This window comes from Kiloniella sp. (assembly GCF_965205715.1).
Taxonomy (GTDB): Bacteria; Pseudomonadota; Alphaproteobacteria; order Kiloniellales; family Kiloniellaceae; genus Kiloniella.
In genome coordinates this window covers 2,214,671-2,230,921 of record NZ_CBDBHW010000014.1, presented here as the reverse complement: position 1 = coordinate 2,230,921, position 16,251 = coordinate 2,214,671, and the positions used below count along the sequence as shown (strand labels likewise).

Genomic DNA, 16,251 nt, shown 5'->3' with positions numbered 1-16,251 from the left:
TTAAGGGGCTCACCCGCTTAAGCCCCCGGCTTTGCCGGGGGTCATTTAACTTGGAACTGATAAAAAACGGCCTGAGCTTTAATGAGTTTAACGAGAAGTCCTGGAAAATTCCCGAGCGTTTTCAGCCGTATCGCTATTCCCTAGCTGCCCACGGTGTCGGTATGGCCGATGAATGGCCTGTAATCTTATTGCACCCTGATTTTGAATATAATCATGGCGGTCGATTTGAAACCAACATGGTTGTGTGTGTTGAGAGTCTGATTGCCGAAAAAGGCTCGGAAAGTATTAAGCTGGAAACTCAGGTATTGGTCACGGAAAACGGTGTTGAGCGACTTGATACATTCCCCTGGGAACTTTGATCTGTGAACTTTGATCGGGGGAATATTGGTAAGTTCAAATTTAGATAATACCTGTCGGTCGGTTCTTCCCTGGCTTTCTTCAAGCCCGACGCCAGGTACTAAAGGTCGCCTGCACATGTGAATTGAGTGCGGGCGACCCTTTTTCGTTTAAGTAACATAGCAATAGAAGTGTTTAGAATATGAGCGTAGCTAACAACCCTCTTATCCTTGATGGAGAGACCCTTGATCCGGGCTCTCTTATCCATGCTGCGGTATCCAATCGGCCTGTCATCTTGTCAGAAGAAGCTTGGAGCCGCATTTCGGTCTCCCGTGGCATTGTTGATGGCATAGTTGAAAGCGGCCAGGCAGCCTATGGCGTGACCACATGGGTGGGCTCGCAAAAAGACTTTGCTGTTTCGAGCGAGGCGGTTTCCACCTACAACGAACGCCTGATCAAGGCACATGCGACACGGGTGCCAGGTCCTACGTTGAAGCCTGAAACTGTACGAGCCGCTCTAATTTATATGGTGAACGCCTATGGGCGCGGTTTCTCTGGCGTATCGGAAGACCTCGTTCGATTGCTCCTTAAGAGAATCAACACTGGCGAGATGCCTGAAATTGATGCCAGTGGTTCGGTTGGGGCATCTGATCTCGTACCCTTGGCACAGATAGCCCACTGGCTGTTGTCATCGGATGAGGCTAAAGCTCTTGGTTTGCCTCGGGCCAAAGAGGCGCTTTCCCTGATTAACTCGAACGCAATTTCTCTTGCTTGTGGTGCGGAACAATTGGTGGAAGCTGAGAAGCTGTTGACCACCTTTGATTTATCAGCAGCAATTGCCTTGGAAGGATTTCGGGGAAACCTTACCGCGTTATCAGAACAGGCTAATGCAGCGCACCGACGTAAAGGGCAAGCGAAGTCTGCCAAGGCAATGAGGGATGTCCTCTCCAATTCTGTATTATGGCAAGCTGGAGAGCCAAGATTTCTTCAAGATCCGCTTAGCTTTCGTTGTGCCAGTCAGGTACACGGTGCAACGTGGGAAGTACTGACACATGCAATGAGCGTCTGGACTGTGGAGCTGAATACGGTTCACGACAATCCGATCATAGATGTGGATAGTCATAGTGCCGTCAGTCATGGCAACATGGATTCCACCGGTATGACCCTCGCGATTGATAGGCTCCGACAAGCACTTGCAAAGGTCTGCGATCTATCGGGAGAAAGGCTTCATAAGCAGCAGTGGACCGCCTTTTCTGGACTGCCGACTGGATTATCCGAAGAAGGTTCTGCTGTTGGGGGAGTGCAGTTTTTAAATCTCGGGCATATCGCCGCTTCTTTGATCGCTTCTGCCAAGATCTGGGCACCGCCACATCTGCTTATCTCTGTCGGTCAACTGGCGGATGGCGTGGAAGATACCGCCGGATACGCCTTGCATGCCGTACATGATCTCAGCCGGTTGGTGGATGCCGCCTGGAAAATTGTCGCCGTTGAGTTGATTATTTCAGTCTGGGCTATCCTGCGAAGGCGGGTTGAGATGCAATCTTTGGGGGAGGGTGTTCGACCGATTGTAGTGAGACTGCGTCCGATGTTGCCCATTCAAACCGAAGGTGAGGAAGTTTTCCGGCTTGCCCCAATTATGGATTTTGTTCGAGGTGGGGAGCTTATGAGTTCCTCGTATTAACATAGAAAATCCCACGTCACTGATAGCTAAGGCTATCAGTGACGTGGGATTTATTTTTCAAAATGAGTTTATTTCTCGTTGTCTGAGAATAACGGCTATTTGAGCATCCACTCATGAGCGGGGTCGTTATGGAATTTCCATATTCTTTTCGGCCCGGCCATCACATTTAGATAATAGAGATCATATCCATGTGGGGCTCCACAGGGGTGATAGCCTTCAGGAACGAGAACAACGTTACCATCTTCGACGGCTATGGTTTCATCCAAAGATTTGTCATCTGTATAGACCCGCTGAAAAGCAAAACCCTGAGATGGATTGAGGCGGTGATAATAGGTTTCTTCCAGAAGAGACTCATCTGGTAGAGCATCGCGGTCGTGTTTGTGAGGCGGATAAGAAGACCAGTGGCCACCGGGGGTGATAACCTCAACCACGAGCAGACTATGGGCTGGTTCAGTTTCAGGCAGTATGTTTGCGACATGGCGAACATTGGTGCCTTCGCCACGGGTTTCTTTGCCAGCCTGGTCCGGGCCAATAACGCGAGCTTCTAGTTTAGCTTCACCAGTTTCAGCGCCGGGGGCCGAGCAAATCGCAAGCTCAACATCCGTTTCAGCTTCTACAGACCAGATGCTTCCAGAAGGGATATATACTGACCAGGGCTTGCCTTCAAACGGAGACATCCGTTCACCGAGTAATCCGAAGTCTTGATCATCGACTTTCACATGGCCTTTACCGGATACAAAAACCAGACATACTTCTCTGTCTCCGGTTTTTTCGGATACGGTCTGATCCTTAGCGAGTTTATGAACGTTAAAACCAACGTAGGTCCATCCGGCACTTTCCGGAGTGACTTCGATAACACGCCCGGTTGAGGTTGGATCTGATGGTTTGACGAGAAGCTTACTCATGGATTTTATCCTGTCGTTAATCAGGCTGCTTTATCTATCAAACCGGCTTGGGTTAGATAGTTTGTAAGGTTGATATAGCCAAGTTTGGCAAAGGTCAGCGCGGATATCTGGTCCGAATATTGTTCGGCTTCAACGATAACCCAGCCTTCGTAACCTTTGAGTTCTTTCAATATGGCCACGAAATCGATCATGCCATCACCAGGGACAGTATAAACACCTTCTATGATGGCATTGAGGAAGCTCAGATCATCCGTTGCAGATTTTTGCATGATATCTTGGCGGACATCTTTGGTATGAACGTGACTGATACGGGTAAGGTATTTCTGTGCCAAGGCAGCAGGATCTGCACCGCCCCACGTGGCGTGACCAGTATCAAGCAAGAGATGAACTGATGGACCTGTTGCAGCCATAAAAGCGTGAATGTCTTCTTCTGACTGAACGATGGTGCCCATATGATGGTGATAAACCAAACGAACACCTTCGGCCAAAACCGCGTCGCCGACTTCGGTAATCTTACGGCCGAATTCAGCCCAATCTTCATCGGCCATTACAGGACGCTGAGACAGCGGAGTATTTATATCGCCGTGAATCGCATTTGAGGTCTCGGCAAAAACCAGAACGTTGGATCCGCAAGCTTTGAGTAGATCCAAATGAGGGCGCAGGTTGTCCAGCTCATCTTGCACGGAACGGATAAGGAGTTCAGATGAATACCAACCGGAAACGAGTTCGTGCCCATGATCAGATAAAACCGACTTCAAAGCATTTGCTTCTCTCGGAAATTTGTTGCCAAGCTCCATGCCGACAAAACCGGCTTCTTTTGCTTCGCTCAGACACTGCTCAAGCGATATGTGTCCGCCGAGTTCGATCATGTCGTCATTTGACCAGCCAATAGGATTGGCACCAATACGAATGGCCATAGGGGTTAGTCTCCGATACGTTGTTGCTTTAGGGCTTCGAGATATTTTTCTCGGGCCGAGTTTACGTCATTTTGTTGAGATACTTCGGGGACAGCGACATCCCACCAGTGCCCGCCTGCTTCGGTAGAGGCAAGAGGATCGGTATCGATTACGATTACTGTTGTCTTATCATTCTCTCTGGCTGATCCCATAGCAGTCTCAAGCTCAGATATATTGGAGACCTTAGTCGCAATTGCTCCGAGGCTTTCTGCATGAGCCCTAAAATCTATGTCGGGCAGAGACTGGTGATGTGTGTGTTGTAGCAGGTTGTTAAAGGAAGGACTCCCGGTGCCGCGTTGGAGGCGATTGATACAACCATAGCCCCGGTTATCGAGCAGCACGATGGTCATGCGATGTCCCAGGAGAACAGACGTGGCGATTTCTGAGTTCATCATCAGGTAAGAACCATCACCAACCATGACAACGACTTCGCGGTCCGGGTTCGCCATTTTTACGCCCAACCCACCTGCAATTTCATACCCCATGCAGGAAAAGCCATACTCGACATGATAGCCACCCGGCTTGTTTGCTTGCCAGAGCTTGTGCAGTTCACCGGGGAGGCCGCCAGCAGCACAAACAACAACCGTGTTTTCATCTGTACTGCGTTGGACACCGCCAATAACCTGGGCATCTGTGGGATGAGTTTGATCAGAGGAAGCTGTTACTGTGTTTGCAGCATCTAGCCATTTTTTGTATTCCGCAGCACCCGTTGCAGACCACTCAAGGTGACTTTGCCAGTCGCCGAGATCTTGACTAAGTTGCTTGAGGGTTACATCTGCATCCCCGACCAGAGGAAGAGAGCGATGTTTCGTGGCGTCAAAAGGTTGGGCGTTTAAGCCGAGGAACTTTCGCCCCGGATTTTTAAATAACGCCCATGAGCCCGTTGTGAAATCCTGAAGCCTTGTGCCGACGGCAATGAGTAAATCGGCTTCCTCGGCCAATGCATTTGCTGCGGAAGTTCCTGTTACGCCTAGAGAACCCATATTGAGTGGGTGCTCATGGGGCAAGGCAGATTTCCCGGCCTGGGTTTCAGTCACTGGAATGTTGTGCTTCTCGGCAAACTTTAACAGTGTTTCAGTTGCCTGAGAGTAATGCACACCACCACCGGCGATGATCACCGGCTTGTTGGAAGCATTAATTGCGTTAACTGCATCTTCCAACTCTTGAAGATCGGGCATGGGGCGGCGGATGCGCCAAACCTTTTCCTCAAAGAAACTGACCGGATAATCGTAAGCTTCAGCTTGAGTATCTTGGCATAGCGCCAAGGTAACCGGTCCGCAATCTGCAGGGTCTGTTAAAACCGCCATCGCCCGGTTTAACGCGGGGATGATTTGTTCCGGTCTGCTAATGCGGTCGAAAAATTTGGAAACCGGCTTGAAGCAGTCATTGGCTGAAATAGTGCCATCGCCAAAGTCTTCAATTTGTTGCAGTACTGGATCCGGATTTCTGTTTGCGAACACGTCACCGGGAAGAAGCAGGAGTGGAATGCGGTTTACATGGGCGAGGGCTGCAGCGGTCACCATATTGGTTGCACCGGGACCGATAGAGGTCGTGCAGGCCATCATGCGTTGGCGATTTGATGCCTTGGCAAAGGCAATTGCTGCATGCGCCATGCCTTGCTCATTATGCGCGCGGTAAGTGGGAAGGTCTTCTTTGACCTGATAGAGCGCCTCACCGAGGCCTGCAACGTTTCCGTGGCCAAATATGGCCCAAACACCGCCAAAGATGGGAAGGATCTCGCCATCAATTTCAGTCTTTTGAACAGAAAGGAACCGAGCTACAGCCTGAGCCATGGTTAATTTAATAGTCTTCATTGTGTATCTTCCAATCCGGCCTTAAGAAGCCAATCGGGTGGTGTTTTCGACTTCAAGCCATGCATCCGTCAATCGACGGAACCTGTCTGCCATGTCAGTAATGGCTTCTTCATCACTGATCTCCCCTTTTAACCAAGCCTCGGCCGCGGTAGCAAAGATTGTGCGGCCTACGGCAAAGCCTTTGACAAGAGGAGACGTTATCGCAGAGGCAAAGGCTTCTTTTAACTCTTCTTCTGGGGCCTCCAGGCCAAGTAGGACAATACCACGGCAATAAGTGTCATTTGCTCGGATGACATTATCGATGTTTTCCCATGCGCTTCTACTGGTTTGTGGTTCCAGCTTCCACCAATCCGGCTTAATCCCCAAATCATAGAAGCGTTGCATTGCTTTAGAAATTGTATTGTCGTCAAGAGGGCCATTTTTCCCGGCAATTATTTCAACCAACAGTTCCCGGCCTACGTTTCTGGCTGCTTCGTACAGACGCAGTAGGGATGTTTCCTGCTGAGATTTTAGTTCTTCAGGATCATCGGGGTGATAGAAACAAAGGCACTTGATCACATGGTCAACGGGCCACTCATTTAAGTGTGATCCCAAGTCTTTGATTTTATCAAAATCAAGTGGTCTTGAACCGGGAAGTTCAACGGGGCGACCGATCCATAAAGGCTGTTTCGCGGCATCGTAAAGTGCTTTCACACCATAGGTACTGTCGAGCAACATGCCATAGTTTGGTCGGCCATCTGCAACACGGGCCGCGGCTTGAACCGCTAGCTGCTTTACTTCGGGGATACGGTCATAGGATACACCTGCTCGGTCAGCCATTTCTTCGAGTTGAGAGCGATGATCTATGGCAAAGGCCATTAATGTATCATCTGCAGGCCTGCGGGTGGTTGCCCAGTGAACATGATTGATATCTGTGTCTTTGCGCAAAGCTTTGTGCTCACTTCCTTTTTCAAGGAAGTATTGGAGCTCGTCCCAGGTTGGGATTTCCGGTGAACAGAGAAGCCTTGAAACCGCGAAAGCCCCACAGGCGTTTGCCCATTTGGCGCAGGTCTCAAACGGTTCATCTCGGAGCCATCCGCGCAAGAAGCCCGACATAAAGGAATCTCCCGCACCGAGAACATTATATACCTCGATTGGAAAGCCTGGTCCTTTAATGCCATCCTCAATATTTTCAGGAATGTCTTTAGGGAATATAACACACCCCATAGGGCCGCGTTTAAGAACAATGACGGCTGAACTAAGGGATCTAATGGTGTTTAGGGCCTCGAGAGTGTTCTCTGAACCACCGGCAATATGCACTTCTTCTTCGGTGCCGACGATCAGATCGCAATCTTGGAGTACTGATTGTACGTGTGCGGTGACACTGTCAGATTTGATAAAGCGTTCTTCTCCCGCTTCGTGACCAGCAAGGCCCCAAAGATTTGGGCGGTAATCGATATCCAGGATGATTTTTCTATTTTCAGATTTTGCAGTCGCCATGGCTTTTTTGCTGGCTGCGGCAACGCCTGGGGTCGAGAGATGAGTGCCGCTGATGAGTACCGACCTGGATCGCTTGATGTACTCAGGATCAATATCATCTTCACAAAGTGCCATGTCGGCACAGTTCTCGCGGTAAAAAATCAATGGGAATGTTTCGTCATCGCTTACCCCTAAAAGAACAAGGGCCGTCAGGCGATCTTTGTCTGTAAGCAAGCCATCGGTTGCAACCGATTCACGTTGCATTTGTTCGCGGATGTATCGCCCCATTTGCTCATCACCGACACGAGAGATAAAGCCAGATTTGAGACCTAGTCTAGAAGTGCCAATGGCAATATTGGCAGGGCAGCCCCCGACAGACTTGGCAAAGCTCGCCATGTCTTCCAGGCGCCCGCCGATCTGTTGGCCATAGAGGTCAACAGAGCAACGGCCTATGGTAATTACATCTAGATCATGGGTCATATCTTGTATTTGTGTCATGTCTAATATCGTCTCTGTTGCTAAACTCTATGTATGTTCGTGTCTCAATGGTTACGTTTTCGGGTGGCATTGTTTTTCTGTATCTGACAAATGCTGATCGCTAATTTTTTTAGCGGAGTAGAATCGAAAACGTTCATTTTGTGTATCTTGTTCTTGCGAATATGAAACACATATTCTATATTGAAGTCAATTCAGAATATGTATTCCTTTTGGAGGTTGTGTTGATTGGGTTTGGATTGATAGGTGCGGGCCGTATTGGTCAGCTTCATGCTGATAATATTATGGCTAATCCCCGCGCAAAACTTGTAACCGTGTCTGATGCTTTTGCTGAACCAGCAGAAGCACTTGCGGCAAAAACGGGCGCTGAAGTTTGTTCCGTTGAGGACATGCTGCAACGCGATGATGTTCAGGCTGTATTTGTGGCGTCGTCGACAGACACCCACGCTGATTTTATCGAAGCTGGCGCGCGCGCTGGTAAAGCGGTTTTCTGTGAAAAGCCGGTTGATATGGACGCGGAACGTATTCGCTCTTGCCTGAAAGTGGTCGAAGATTGTGGTCAGGCTTTGATGATTGGCTTTAACCGCAGATTTGATCCAAATTTTGCGGCCCTGCAAAAGCGTTTGGCTGGCGGTGAAATTGGTGAAGTTGAAATCGTGACGATCCAGTCTCGGGATCCTTCCCCGCCGCCAGTTTCCTACATCGAACGTTCTGGCGGTTTGTTCCGGGATATGATGATCCACGACCTTGATATGGCGCGTTTCCTTCTCGGCGAAGAACCTGTTTCTATCTATGCGACGGGTTCTGCATTGGTTGATCCTGCCATTGGTGACGCTGGTGATGTCGATACCGCGATTGCTGTGTTGAAAACTGCCAGCGGTAAAGTTTGTCAGATCTCGAATTCTCGACGGGCAACTTACGGATACGATCAAAGGGTCGAAGTTCACGGGTCCAAGGGCATGTTGCGTGCTGGTAACATCCATGAAACCACGGTTGAAGTTGCAACGTCGGCTGGTTTTAAAGCTGATCCGGTCCAACATTTCTTCCTTGAACGCTATATGAGTGCCTATAGAGATGAACTTAACGCCTTTATAGATGTTGTCGAAAAAGGCGAGGCGCCTACTCCGAGTGGGTATGATGGTCTTATGGCTCAGGCTCTTGCTGATGCTGCCACTGAATCTCTCAAAACCGGTGTTCCTGTTCAGCTTTGAAAATTTCTATGAGTGAGGAGTGTTGGTGCCATTCCTCATTTCTCCCAAGGCCGTCCTTTGGCTCGGTAGCACCAAATGTACTCCTTTGTACTTGAACGCGCCTTATGGCGCGTTCTTTTTTAGTAAGATCCGTTTATGCAAGATTGGCCATCTGGCGCAGATCTTGAGCAACCCCACTTGCTGTTGCCAGAATGGGATTTCCTTTGTTTAGGCCATCTTGATCGAGGAAGGGTGATGACCAGCCGCCAGCTTCTTCAATTAGAATAATACCGGCAAGGCAGTCCCAGGAATTGATATGGGGCTCAAAATAACCAATAAGGCGGCCAGCGGCGACATAAGACATCATCAAGGCGCAGGAGCCGTTACGGATGAACATTCCGCCTGATGATAATAACTTATCTAGAAAGGGAAGAAGTTCTGATGGGGGGATGCGGTGAGAGGTCCCGATACCCATTACGCCTTCGGTGACGGATTTGGTATCGTAGGCTTTAATCGCTTTACCATTTAGTTGAGCGCCGTGCCCAGCAAGTGCAGTGAAAAGCTCGTCGGTATTTGGGTCGTAGACAAAGCCCGCGGCGATTTTATCGCCCTTCATAAGCGCGATTGAAATGCACCAAGAGCGCATACCTGTTAGAAAGCAAGCTGTTCCATCGATCGGGTCGATAACCCATAGATAATCATTGGTGCCAGCTTCTTGCCCATGTTCTTCGCCGAGATATCCATCCCCAGGGAAGACTTCGCGGGTTAGTTTGCGGATAATCTCTTCAACATTCTGATCGGCAATACTAACGACATCCTGGGGATCCGTTTTGGTTTCGATGATGAGTTCATCCCGACGATTGAAATAGTCCAAAGCTGTTTCACCAGCTTGTTTGATCATTTCTTTGCCGTGGAGAAAGCGACGATCGATCTCGATCTTTGTTTCCGGGCTTAGTTCTTGAGGATCAAGAATCACGCTGTTAATCCTTTAATAAAAATCATGATGCGATCAGGCACATGCCTTTGGTCGCGAAAGTAATAGAGATGTCACTGCCGGCAGTAATGGCGTTGTCTATGCGGTAATCGACAACGAAGAGCTCTCCCAGTGAACTATCAACTGAATAGTGGATCTGATTTCCGAGATATGAGGCATGTGTTACGTTGCCTTTGATCCCCGTCATATCGGAAGAGCTTTGCTCCAGCAGGATTGAATCCGGGCGGATCGCAACTTTGGTTGGGCCGGTGCTTAATCCCCGACTTGGAAGTTTGCAGTGTAGGGTATCGATACGAACGTTGGCATTGATTTCGTCTTGCGCAAGGATTTCACCTTCCACCAGGTTTGCGTCTCCAATGAAATCAGCAATAAAGGATGAAGCTGGTGTTTCGTAGAGTTCCCGTGGTGTACCTTCTTGGGCGATGACGGATCTGTTCATAACGATGATCCGGTCCGATACCGCAAGGGCTTCTTCTTGGTCGTGGGTAACATAGACGGCGGTTAAGCCGAGCTTTTGCTGCAGGTCTCGGATTTCTTCTCGGACTTTACGGCGTAGTTTGGCATCGAGATTTGAAAGTGGTTCGTCGAGCAGTAAAACTTCAGGCTCGAGTACAAGCGCCCTTGCGACAGCGACCCTTTGCTGTTGCCCCCCTGAAAGCTCGCTTGGCAGCCGTGCATCATAACCATCAAGACCAACGAGGGAGAGACCTTCTTTGGCTCTCTCGGCAGCTTCTTTTTTAGAAAGTCCGCTTACGGAGAGGCCATAAGCCACATTTTCACCGACTGTCATATGGGGGAAGAGCGCGTAGGATTGAAAGACCATGCTTACATCGCGGTCGGTCGCAGGAAGATTTGTTACATCCTTGCCGCCGATTAATATGCGGCCAGAGGTCGGATGCTCGAGCCCTGCGATCATACGTAATGTTGTCGTCTTACCGCAGCCGCTGGGGCCGAGAAGAGTTACAAGATGGCCGGGCTCGATGGAAAAAGACACATCGTTAATGGCTGTTACGGCGCCATATTTTTTTGTGACGTTTTCGAAAACAACGGACCCAGGTTTAAGTTGCAGGCTCATGCTTGTTTCTCCCTTGGAGAGGATGAAGTGAGGGGCGTTGATTTTTCAGTGATGCTCTCTACGCGGTTCTTGCGCCGGAGTTTTCTCTCCCCGATGACCTTTTGCACCAAAATAATCGCAAGCAACATGACCACAATCAGGACGGATGAATAAGCAATGGCAATGCCATATTCGCCGTTTTCAACCAGACCAATGATATAGGATGTCGCCATGTTGTGATCGGCGCTTACCAGGAATATGACCGCACTTACAGACGTAATCGCACGGACAAAACTATAAACCAGTGCGGCCACGATTGCAGGGCGGAGGAGGGGCAATATAACCCTGCGAAGAGTGGTTAAACTGTTTGCCCCAAGTGTGAGAGATGCTTCGTCCAAACTTTTGTCCAGCTGGCTCATAGCGGCGATCCCGCCACGGACACCAACAGGCATGTTTCTGAACATAAAGCAGAGCACAAGGATGGCCGCAGTGCCTGTTAACTCAAATGGCGGAACGTTAAAAGCAAGGATGTAACTCACCCCGATTACGGTGCCCGGAATGGCAAAACTCAACATTGTTCCAAACTCGAAAAGGCTTTTGCCTTTGAAGTTCTGTCGTACCAAGAGGTAACTTGTGAGGAGACCCAATCCTGCCGTAAGAGGCGCGGCAATTGCTGATATGGTGATCGTGGTCCAAAAAGAGTCCCAGGCAGTGCCGTCCCAACTCAAGCCGTTTTCACCCCAGCCAACAGAAAAACCTTCAGCGTAGTGCATCAGGGTGAAGCTGTTATCGCGGCCCCAATTCACGACGAAGCCGCCAAAGAGAACTGTTGCGTATATGACGATGGTAAAGGCAGCCCATGGAATGGTTACGCCAAGGCATACCCAGCGTAGAAGCGGGTTCATTCCTGCGTGGGCACCAGATTCCGCTTTGCCGACCACCGTTGTGTAGGACTTTTTGCCGAGCCAAACTCTTTGGGCAAAAAAGGCACTCAAAGTGAATGTAAGCAAAAGAATAGCGAGCACAGCAGCACGCGACTGATCGTTTTGGGCGCCGACGATGGCAAAGAATATTTCTGTGGAGAGAACATCATAATTCCCGCCTAGAACCATTGGGTTGCCAAAGTCAGCCATACTTTCGATAAAGCCGATCAAAAAGGCATTGGCAAGTCCCGGTCTCATCAAAGGCAGCGAGACATTTTTGAATGTATGCCACCGGCTGGCGCCAAGAGTTTGGGATGCTTCTTCCATGGAAGGGCTTACGCCTTCAACAACACCAATTAATACCAAGAAGGCAATAGGGGTGAAGGATAGTGTTTGCGCGAGCCACACGCCTGGCAAGCCATAGATCCAACGACCGGGTTCAATGTTCAATAGTTCCGATACAAACTGTGTTATTGATCCGGAACGGCCCAGGAGTAGGATCAAGGCAAGGCCAATGACAAAGGGGGGCGTGATAATAGGAAGGATTGTTAGTACCCGGAGTGATTTCTTCCAGCGAAAATCAGTTCTGGTGGCAACCAATGCAAAAGCAAGTCCAAGAAGGGTAGTTGCCGTACCCGTCAATATAGCAAGGATGAGTGAGTTCAAACCTACACCACAAGAAACGGAAGAGCTAAGGCAGCCCAGGCCCCAGATCTTTTTGCTGAAGAAATTGTCACTAAAGGCACTGAGTGCATAAAGGCCGTTTTCATCAATAAAGGCAGAGAACAGTATTTTTCCAACGGGTAGGAAAACAAAAGTAGCAACAAGCGCTATGACGATACCAATAGCGGATGTGACAAAGACATCTCCACGTAAGTAACCGGTTGCAGCCAGGCCTGTTGTCAGCAGTATTAAATAAGCACTTGCTGTCAGAAGAGCACCGTAGCCCATACCAAATTGGCGGGTTTCCATAGCTCCAAAAGTGTTTTCTAGAACGTTATATTCCCAACCACCAATCCCGACGATAAAGCCCTGGCCCAGCAGATATATAAGGCCAAAACCACCGGAAATGATGAGTGTTTGTGCGTAAACTGGGTCGCTTTTTATTCGCTTTAAAATAAACAGGGGGGCCAGAAGAGGGAAAATAAGTGGGAGTAACCACTCTTTCCCTAACGTAATTTGCACCAGAGCGGACGCATAGTCGCTATCAAAAGGATAGCCATCTACTACCCACTCAAATGCCCAAAACCCATCTTCGATGACGTACCATGGAAGGATCGCAAAGCCAATCCATCCCATAGCGAGCCATGGAAAGAAAGAAGTACGCACGTTATTTCCTCCTTCTGTCCCCATAATCCCTACCTACCTTAACGCGGTAGGGATTTGATTTCGTCATCCCAACGCTTCAGCAGACGCTTGCGGGTGTCGCTGGAGCCATAGGTGGCGAAATCATAATTGATTAGTTTAATCTCGGTAAGCTTCGGTGCACCTTCTGGAACAGTTGATCCAGAGTTTGATGGAACCTGATAAGCTTTTGCCTGTTCTGCCATAGACTGAACGTCAGGGCGGAGAGCAAATTCAGCAAACTTCTGAGCATTTTCCAGGTTACGAGCGCCTTTGATAATGCTCATGGAACCAACTTCGTATCCTGTACCTTCGCAAGGAGCCACAACTTTAATTGGGAAGCCTTTTTTGACCTGTTTTACCATGTCGTGCATGAAGGTAATGGCCAGTGTGGTCTCGCCACGTGCGGACGCTTTGATCGGTGCAGAGCCAGATTTTGTATACTGGTTGATGTTTGAGTGCAGACCAGCGAGGAAATCAAAACCTTTTTCTTCACCGAAAAGCTGAACCACTGTCGCCAAGGCTGTATAGGCGGTTCCTGAAGAATTTGGATTGGCCATCTGTACTTCACCCTTGTAGACAGGATCGGTTAGATCTGACCAACATTTTGGCGCTGGAAGGCCTTTAGATTTCAAGAGTTCTTCGTTGTAGCCGATGCCCAATGCGCCAGCGTAGATACCGACGGTTTTGTAATCGCCTTCTTTGGCTTGATTTTTTGCCCAATCGAGAAGCGAATCAATCTGTTTTGATTTGTATTCAGTAGTAAGTCCCTCAGCGGCAGCTTGAAGATGTGGATCTCCTGTTCCGCCCCACCAGATATCAACTTTTGGGTTGCGTGCTTCGGCTTTAATGTGTGCGAAGATCTCACCAGAGCTTTTGCGCACCATTGAAACATCTACCCCTGACTCTTTCTCAAAGGTAGATTTCATGAGGTTGCACCATTCTTCATCCGCGGCGCAGAGTACGTTAAGTTTTTCTTTTGCCTGAGCAGGTACTGCTGAAACAGCACAAGCTGCGGCAAGTGCAAAACCAAGTGCTATGTTTTTTTTCGTCATGCCTTTTTGGCCTCCCTTGTCGGTCTGGTTAACGAGGTTGTTTCCTCGTTTGAAATAATATTGTGCAAACGTGTGCACAAAAAGTGCAAAAAAACTCACCCAATACTATCGAGTTTTGTAGATGATAAGAGAGGGGAGAATAAAATGAAAGAAATATTTCAAAAAAAAATCCAATAGAACATTTTTTCTATTGGATGGGGAGGTTAATTTTAAAAGAAACTATAACAAAGGTTGTAAGTATTAGCCTAGTGAAATTTCATCTAAAGCAATTTTGTATGGTCCGACTGTGCCGCGATTGATAAATGTTACCGGGATGGTTATTCGTTTGGGTTTTTCTGTAAAACCAATGGATTGGATGCAGTCAGCGGTTGCCTGGGCAATGTCTTTGGGGCACTGGCGAATTGTTGAAAGATTGTAAGGCGCGCGGGCGGCTATCGGGAGGTCGTCGAAACCAATGATTGAGACATCTTCAGGAACTCTTTTGCCCATCTCAAATCTTGCTGCATCCATAAATCCACATGCCACGTTGTCTGTTGCGCAATAGACTCCAGTGGGGTGATAAGAGCTATTTAACAAATTTAGGGCCGCTTCATATCCACCTTCATAACCCGTTTTTGTCGGTTGGGACTGGTGAAGTGAAATCTCTCCGGCCTCTATCTGAAGGGCGAGCGCTTGTTCAAAAAACTCTCCACGTTTTGTTCCGCTATAGGTACTGTTTTTACTGTTAATGAATGCAAGGTTTCTATGCCCGGCTTCAATTAGAGTTTTAGCAGCGAGCGTACTTCCTGTCCTGTTGTCACAATTTATCAGATTAGCTTGATCGAGTTGTCCCGCCCGGTTGAGGAGGATCACGGGAATATTCAGGCTTACGAACTGGGCGCCAATAGCTGAGGATGGGCTGCCAGAAGTAATGATGATGCTTTTAACCTGGTACTGGGCAAGCTTTTTTATCGATATTTCAAGCTGTCTTTCGTTAGAGGCATCGAGCAGGATAGGGTGTAATCCCATTTGTTGTAATGTGGTGATGAGTTGGTCGATTAACACAACAGCAAAGGGATCATGCAAACCAGAGGATACCACGCCAACCAGATCGCTTTCGCGGGTGATCATGGAGCGTGCGAGTTTGTTTACCTGATAGCCAACCTGGTCTGCAATTTCGATCACTCGTTTGCGGGTTTTATCCGAAATTCGACTATCTGCTTTAAAGCAGCGGGAAACGGTTGAGCGCGAAACACCCGCTAAACGAGCGACATCTGCAGATGTAATGTTCTTTGGTTTCATTGTTTAACCCGTTTGCTTATATCCAAGACAATATTGCATTTTGATTAGCTATTGTGCAATCGTTTGCATTGCTGTGTAGTGCGTTTTGCCACTGGCGATTTTGAAATAGGGTTGTGAATTTGTAATTTAATCCGGTAAACCCCCGGCTATGCCGGGGGACTCTCAATGGTTTGACCGTTCCCACGGTCTTACATTTCTTTGTTTATTGACCAAAATAACAAAGGAATTAGCCGATGAGAGATTACAAAAGCCTTGCACATACGAGATGGGATTGTAAATACCACGTGGTTTTCATCCCTAAACGCAGGCAAAAAGTTATCTATGGCAACCTACGTCAGTATCTTGGTGAAATTTTCCATGAACTGGCCGGGCATCGCGAAAGTAAGATTGAGGAGGGCCATTTGATGCCGGATCACATTCACATGTGTATCAGCATACCGCCCAAACATGCTGTTTCAAAAGTCGTTGGATACCTAAAAGGAAAAAGCGCGATTGCCATAGCTCGAAAATTCAAAAATAAAGCACGGAATTTCAAGGGTGAAAATTTTTGGGCCCGTGGATATTTCGTCTCAACTGTAGGGCTCGATGAACAGATGGTGAGGGAGTATATCAGAACGCAAGAAGAGCGTGATAAGTACTTTGACCAAATGGATATATTCAATCCATAACCGCTTTAGCGGTTCCCAATTTGCCCCTTTAAGGGGCTCACCCGCTTAAGCCCCCGGCTTTGCCGGGGGTCATTTAACTATTTATTCTCTATGTAGA

At 48.4% G+C, this 16,251-nt stretch carries 13 protein-coding genes; 4 read left to right on the top strand and 9 right to left on the bottom strand.

Annotated elements, in window-relative coordinates; translation table 11 throughout:
* Positions 1 to 50: 50 nt before the first annotated feature.
* Together ACOGW3_RS27800 and ACOGW3_RS27795 are read left to right on the top strand one after the other, a co-directional pair.
* A complete protein-coding gene (locus ACOGW3_RS27800) occupies positions 51 to 359 on the top strand; it encodes a M24 family metallopeptidase (RefSeq protein WP_419905891.1) in 309 nt (102 codons plus the stop codon).
* A 179-nt stretch (positions 360 to 538) separates the two neighbouring features.
* Positions 539 to 2,017, top strand: a complete 1,479-nt coding sequence (locus ACOGW3_RS27795; RefSeq protein ID WP_419905890.1) for an aromatic amino acid lyase — start codon at positions 539 to 541, stop codon at positions 2,015 to 2,017.
* Positions 2,018 to 2,112: 95 nt separating this feature from the next.
* Here the strand turns inward: ACOGW3_RS27795 and iolB are convergent, their stop codons facing one another.
* From iolB to ACOGW3_RS27775, 4 genes are read right to left on the bottom strand one after another with little or no spacing between them, the layout of a single operon-like run.
* Positions 2,113 to 2,922: a 5-deoxy-glucuronate isomerase gene (iolB, locus tag ACOGW3_RS27790; RefSeq protein ID WP_419905889.1), complete on the bottom strand. Its 810-nt coding sequence runs from the start codon at positions 2,920 to 2,922 to the stop codon at positions 2,113 to 2,115.
* A 20-nt stretch (positions 2,923 to 2,942) separates the two neighbouring features.
* Positions 2,943 to 3,839 (bottom strand): myo-inosose-2 dehydratase, encoded by an 897-nt coding sequence (gene iolE, locus ACOGW3_RS27785; RefSeq protein WP_419905888.1) that lies wholly within the window; start codon positions 3,837 to 3,839, stop codon positions 2,943 to 2,945.
* A 5-nt stretch (positions 3,840 to 3,844) separates the two neighbouring features.
* A complete protein-coding gene (gene iolD, locus ACOGW3_RS27780; protein ID WP_419905887.1) occupies positions 3,845 to 5,692 on the bottom strand; it encodes a 3D-(3,5/4)-trihydroxycyclohexane-1,2-dione acylhydrolase (decyclizing) in 1,848 nt (615 codons plus the stop codon).
* A gap of 21 nt (positions 5,693 to 5,713) precedes the next feature.
* Positions 5,714 to 7,648 (bottom strand): bifunctional 5-dehydro-2-deoxygluconokinase/5-dehydro-2-deoxyphosphogluconate aldolase, encoded by a 1,935-nt coding sequence (locus tag ACOGW3_RS27775; protein ID WP_419905886.1) that lies wholly within the window; start codon positions 7,646 to 7,648, stop codon positions 5,714 to 5,716.
* 218 nt (positions 7,649 to 7,866) lie between these two features.
* Between ACOGW3_RS27775 and iolG the strand changes: the two genes are divergently transcribed.
* A complete protein-coding gene (gene iolG, locus ACOGW3_RS27770; RefSeq protein WP_419905885.1) occupies positions 7,867 to 8,856 on the top strand; it encodes an inositol 2-dehydrogenase in 990 nt (329 codons plus the stop codon).
* 133 nt (positions 8,857 to 8,989) lie between these two features.
* On the opposite strand, the gene ACOGW3_RS27765 is transcribed toward iolG, so the two are convergent.
* The 5 genes from ACOGW3_RS27765 to ACOGW3_RS27745 all read right to left on the bottom strand — a co-directional run bounded on the left by ACOGW3_RS27765 (position 8,990) and on the right by ACOGW3_RS27745 (position 15,486).
* Positions 8,990 to 9,811, bottom strand: a complete 822-nt coding sequence (locus ACOGW3_RS27765; RefSeq protein ID WP_419905884.1) for an inositol monophosphatase family protein — start codon at positions 9,809 to 9,811, stop codon at positions 8,990 to 8,992.
* A gap of 22 nt (positions 9,812 to 9,833) precedes the next feature.
* Positions 9,834 to 10,904, bottom strand: a complete 1,071-nt coding sequence (locus tag ACOGW3_RS27760) for an ABC transporter ATP-binding protein (protein ID WP_419905883.1) — start codon at positions 10,902 to 10,904, stop codon at positions 9,834 to 9,836.
* Positions 10,901 to 13,135 carry an ABC transporter permease gene (locus ACOGW3_RS27755; protein WP_419905882.1) on the bottom strand — a complete coding sequence of 745 codons (2,235 nt, stop codon included), beginning with the start codon at positions 13,133 to 13,135 and terminating at the stop codon, positions 10,901 to 10,903. Before ACOGW3_RS27755 ends, ACOGW3_RS27760 begins: the two co-directional genes overlap by 4 nt.
* Positions 13,136 to 13,173: 38 nt before the next feature.
* Positions 13,174 to 14,205, bottom strand: a complete 1,032-nt coding sequence (locus ACOGW3_RS27750; RefSeq protein ID WP_419905881.1) for an ABC transporter substrate-binding protein — start codon at positions 14,203 to 14,205, stop codon at positions 13,174 to 13,176.
* 240 nt (positions 14,206 to 14,445) lie between these two features.
* The gene (locus ACOGW3_RS27745; RefSeq protein ID WP_419905880.1) at positions 14,446 to 15,486 is read right to left on the bottom strand and encodes a LacI family DNA-binding transcriptional regulator; all 1,041 of its coding nucleotides are present in this window, start codon (positions 15,484 to 15,486) and stop codon (positions 14,446 to 14,448) included.
* A 233-nt stretch (positions 15,487 to 15,719) separates the two neighbouring features.
* On the opposite strand from ACOGW3_RS27745, the gene tnpA reads away from it, so the two are divergent.
* Complete coding sequence (tnpA, locus tag ACOGW3_RS27740) at positions 15,720 to 16,154, top strand: IS200/IS605 family transposase (RefSeq protein WP_419901154.1); 435 nt, start codon at positions 15,720 to 15,722, stop codon at positions 16,152 to 16,154.
* Positions 16,155 to 16,251 lie beyond the last annotated feature (97 nt).

What these genes read in the sequence shown, in the direction of transcription:
- tnpA (WP_419901154.1), top strand. Translation starts at nt 15,720, where the DNA reads ATGAGAGATTACAAAAGCCTTGCACATACGAGATGGGATTGTAAATAC.
- ACOGW3_RS27750 (WP_419905881.1), bottom strand. Translation starts at nt 14,205, where the DNA reads ATGACGAAAAAAAACATAGCACTTGGTTTTGCACTTGCCGCAGCTTGT.
- iolE (WP_419905888.1), bottom strand. Translation starts at nt 3,839, where the DNA reads ATGGCCATTCGTATTGGTGCCAATCCTATTGGCTGGTCAAATGACGAC.
- ACOGW3_RS27775 (WP_419905886.1), bottom strand. Translation starts at nt 7,648, where the DNA reads ATGACACAAATACAAGATATGACCCATGATCTAGATGTAATTACCATA.
- ACOGW3_RS27760 (WP_419905883.1), bottom strand. Translation starts at nt 10,904, where the DNA reads ATGAGCCTGCAACTTAAACCTGGGTCCGTTGTTTTCGAAAACGTCACA.
- ACOGW3_RS27795 (WP_419905890.1), top strand. Translation starts at nt 539, where the DNA reads ATGAGCGTAGCTAACAACCCTCTTATCCTTGATGGAGAGACCCTTGAT.
- iolB (WP_419905889.1), bottom strand. Translation starts at nt 2,922, where the DNA reads ATGAGTAAGCTTCTCGTCAAACCATCAGATCCAACCTCAACCGGGCGT.
- iolD (WP_419905887.1), bottom strand. Translation starts at nt 5,692, where the DNA reads ATGAAGACTATTAAATTAACCATGGCTCAGGCTGTAGCTCGGTTCCTT.
- ACOGW3_RS27745 (WP_419905880.1), bottom strand. Translation starts at nt 15,486, where the DNA reads ATGAAACCAAAGAACATTACATCTGCAGATGTCGCTCGTTTAGCGGGT.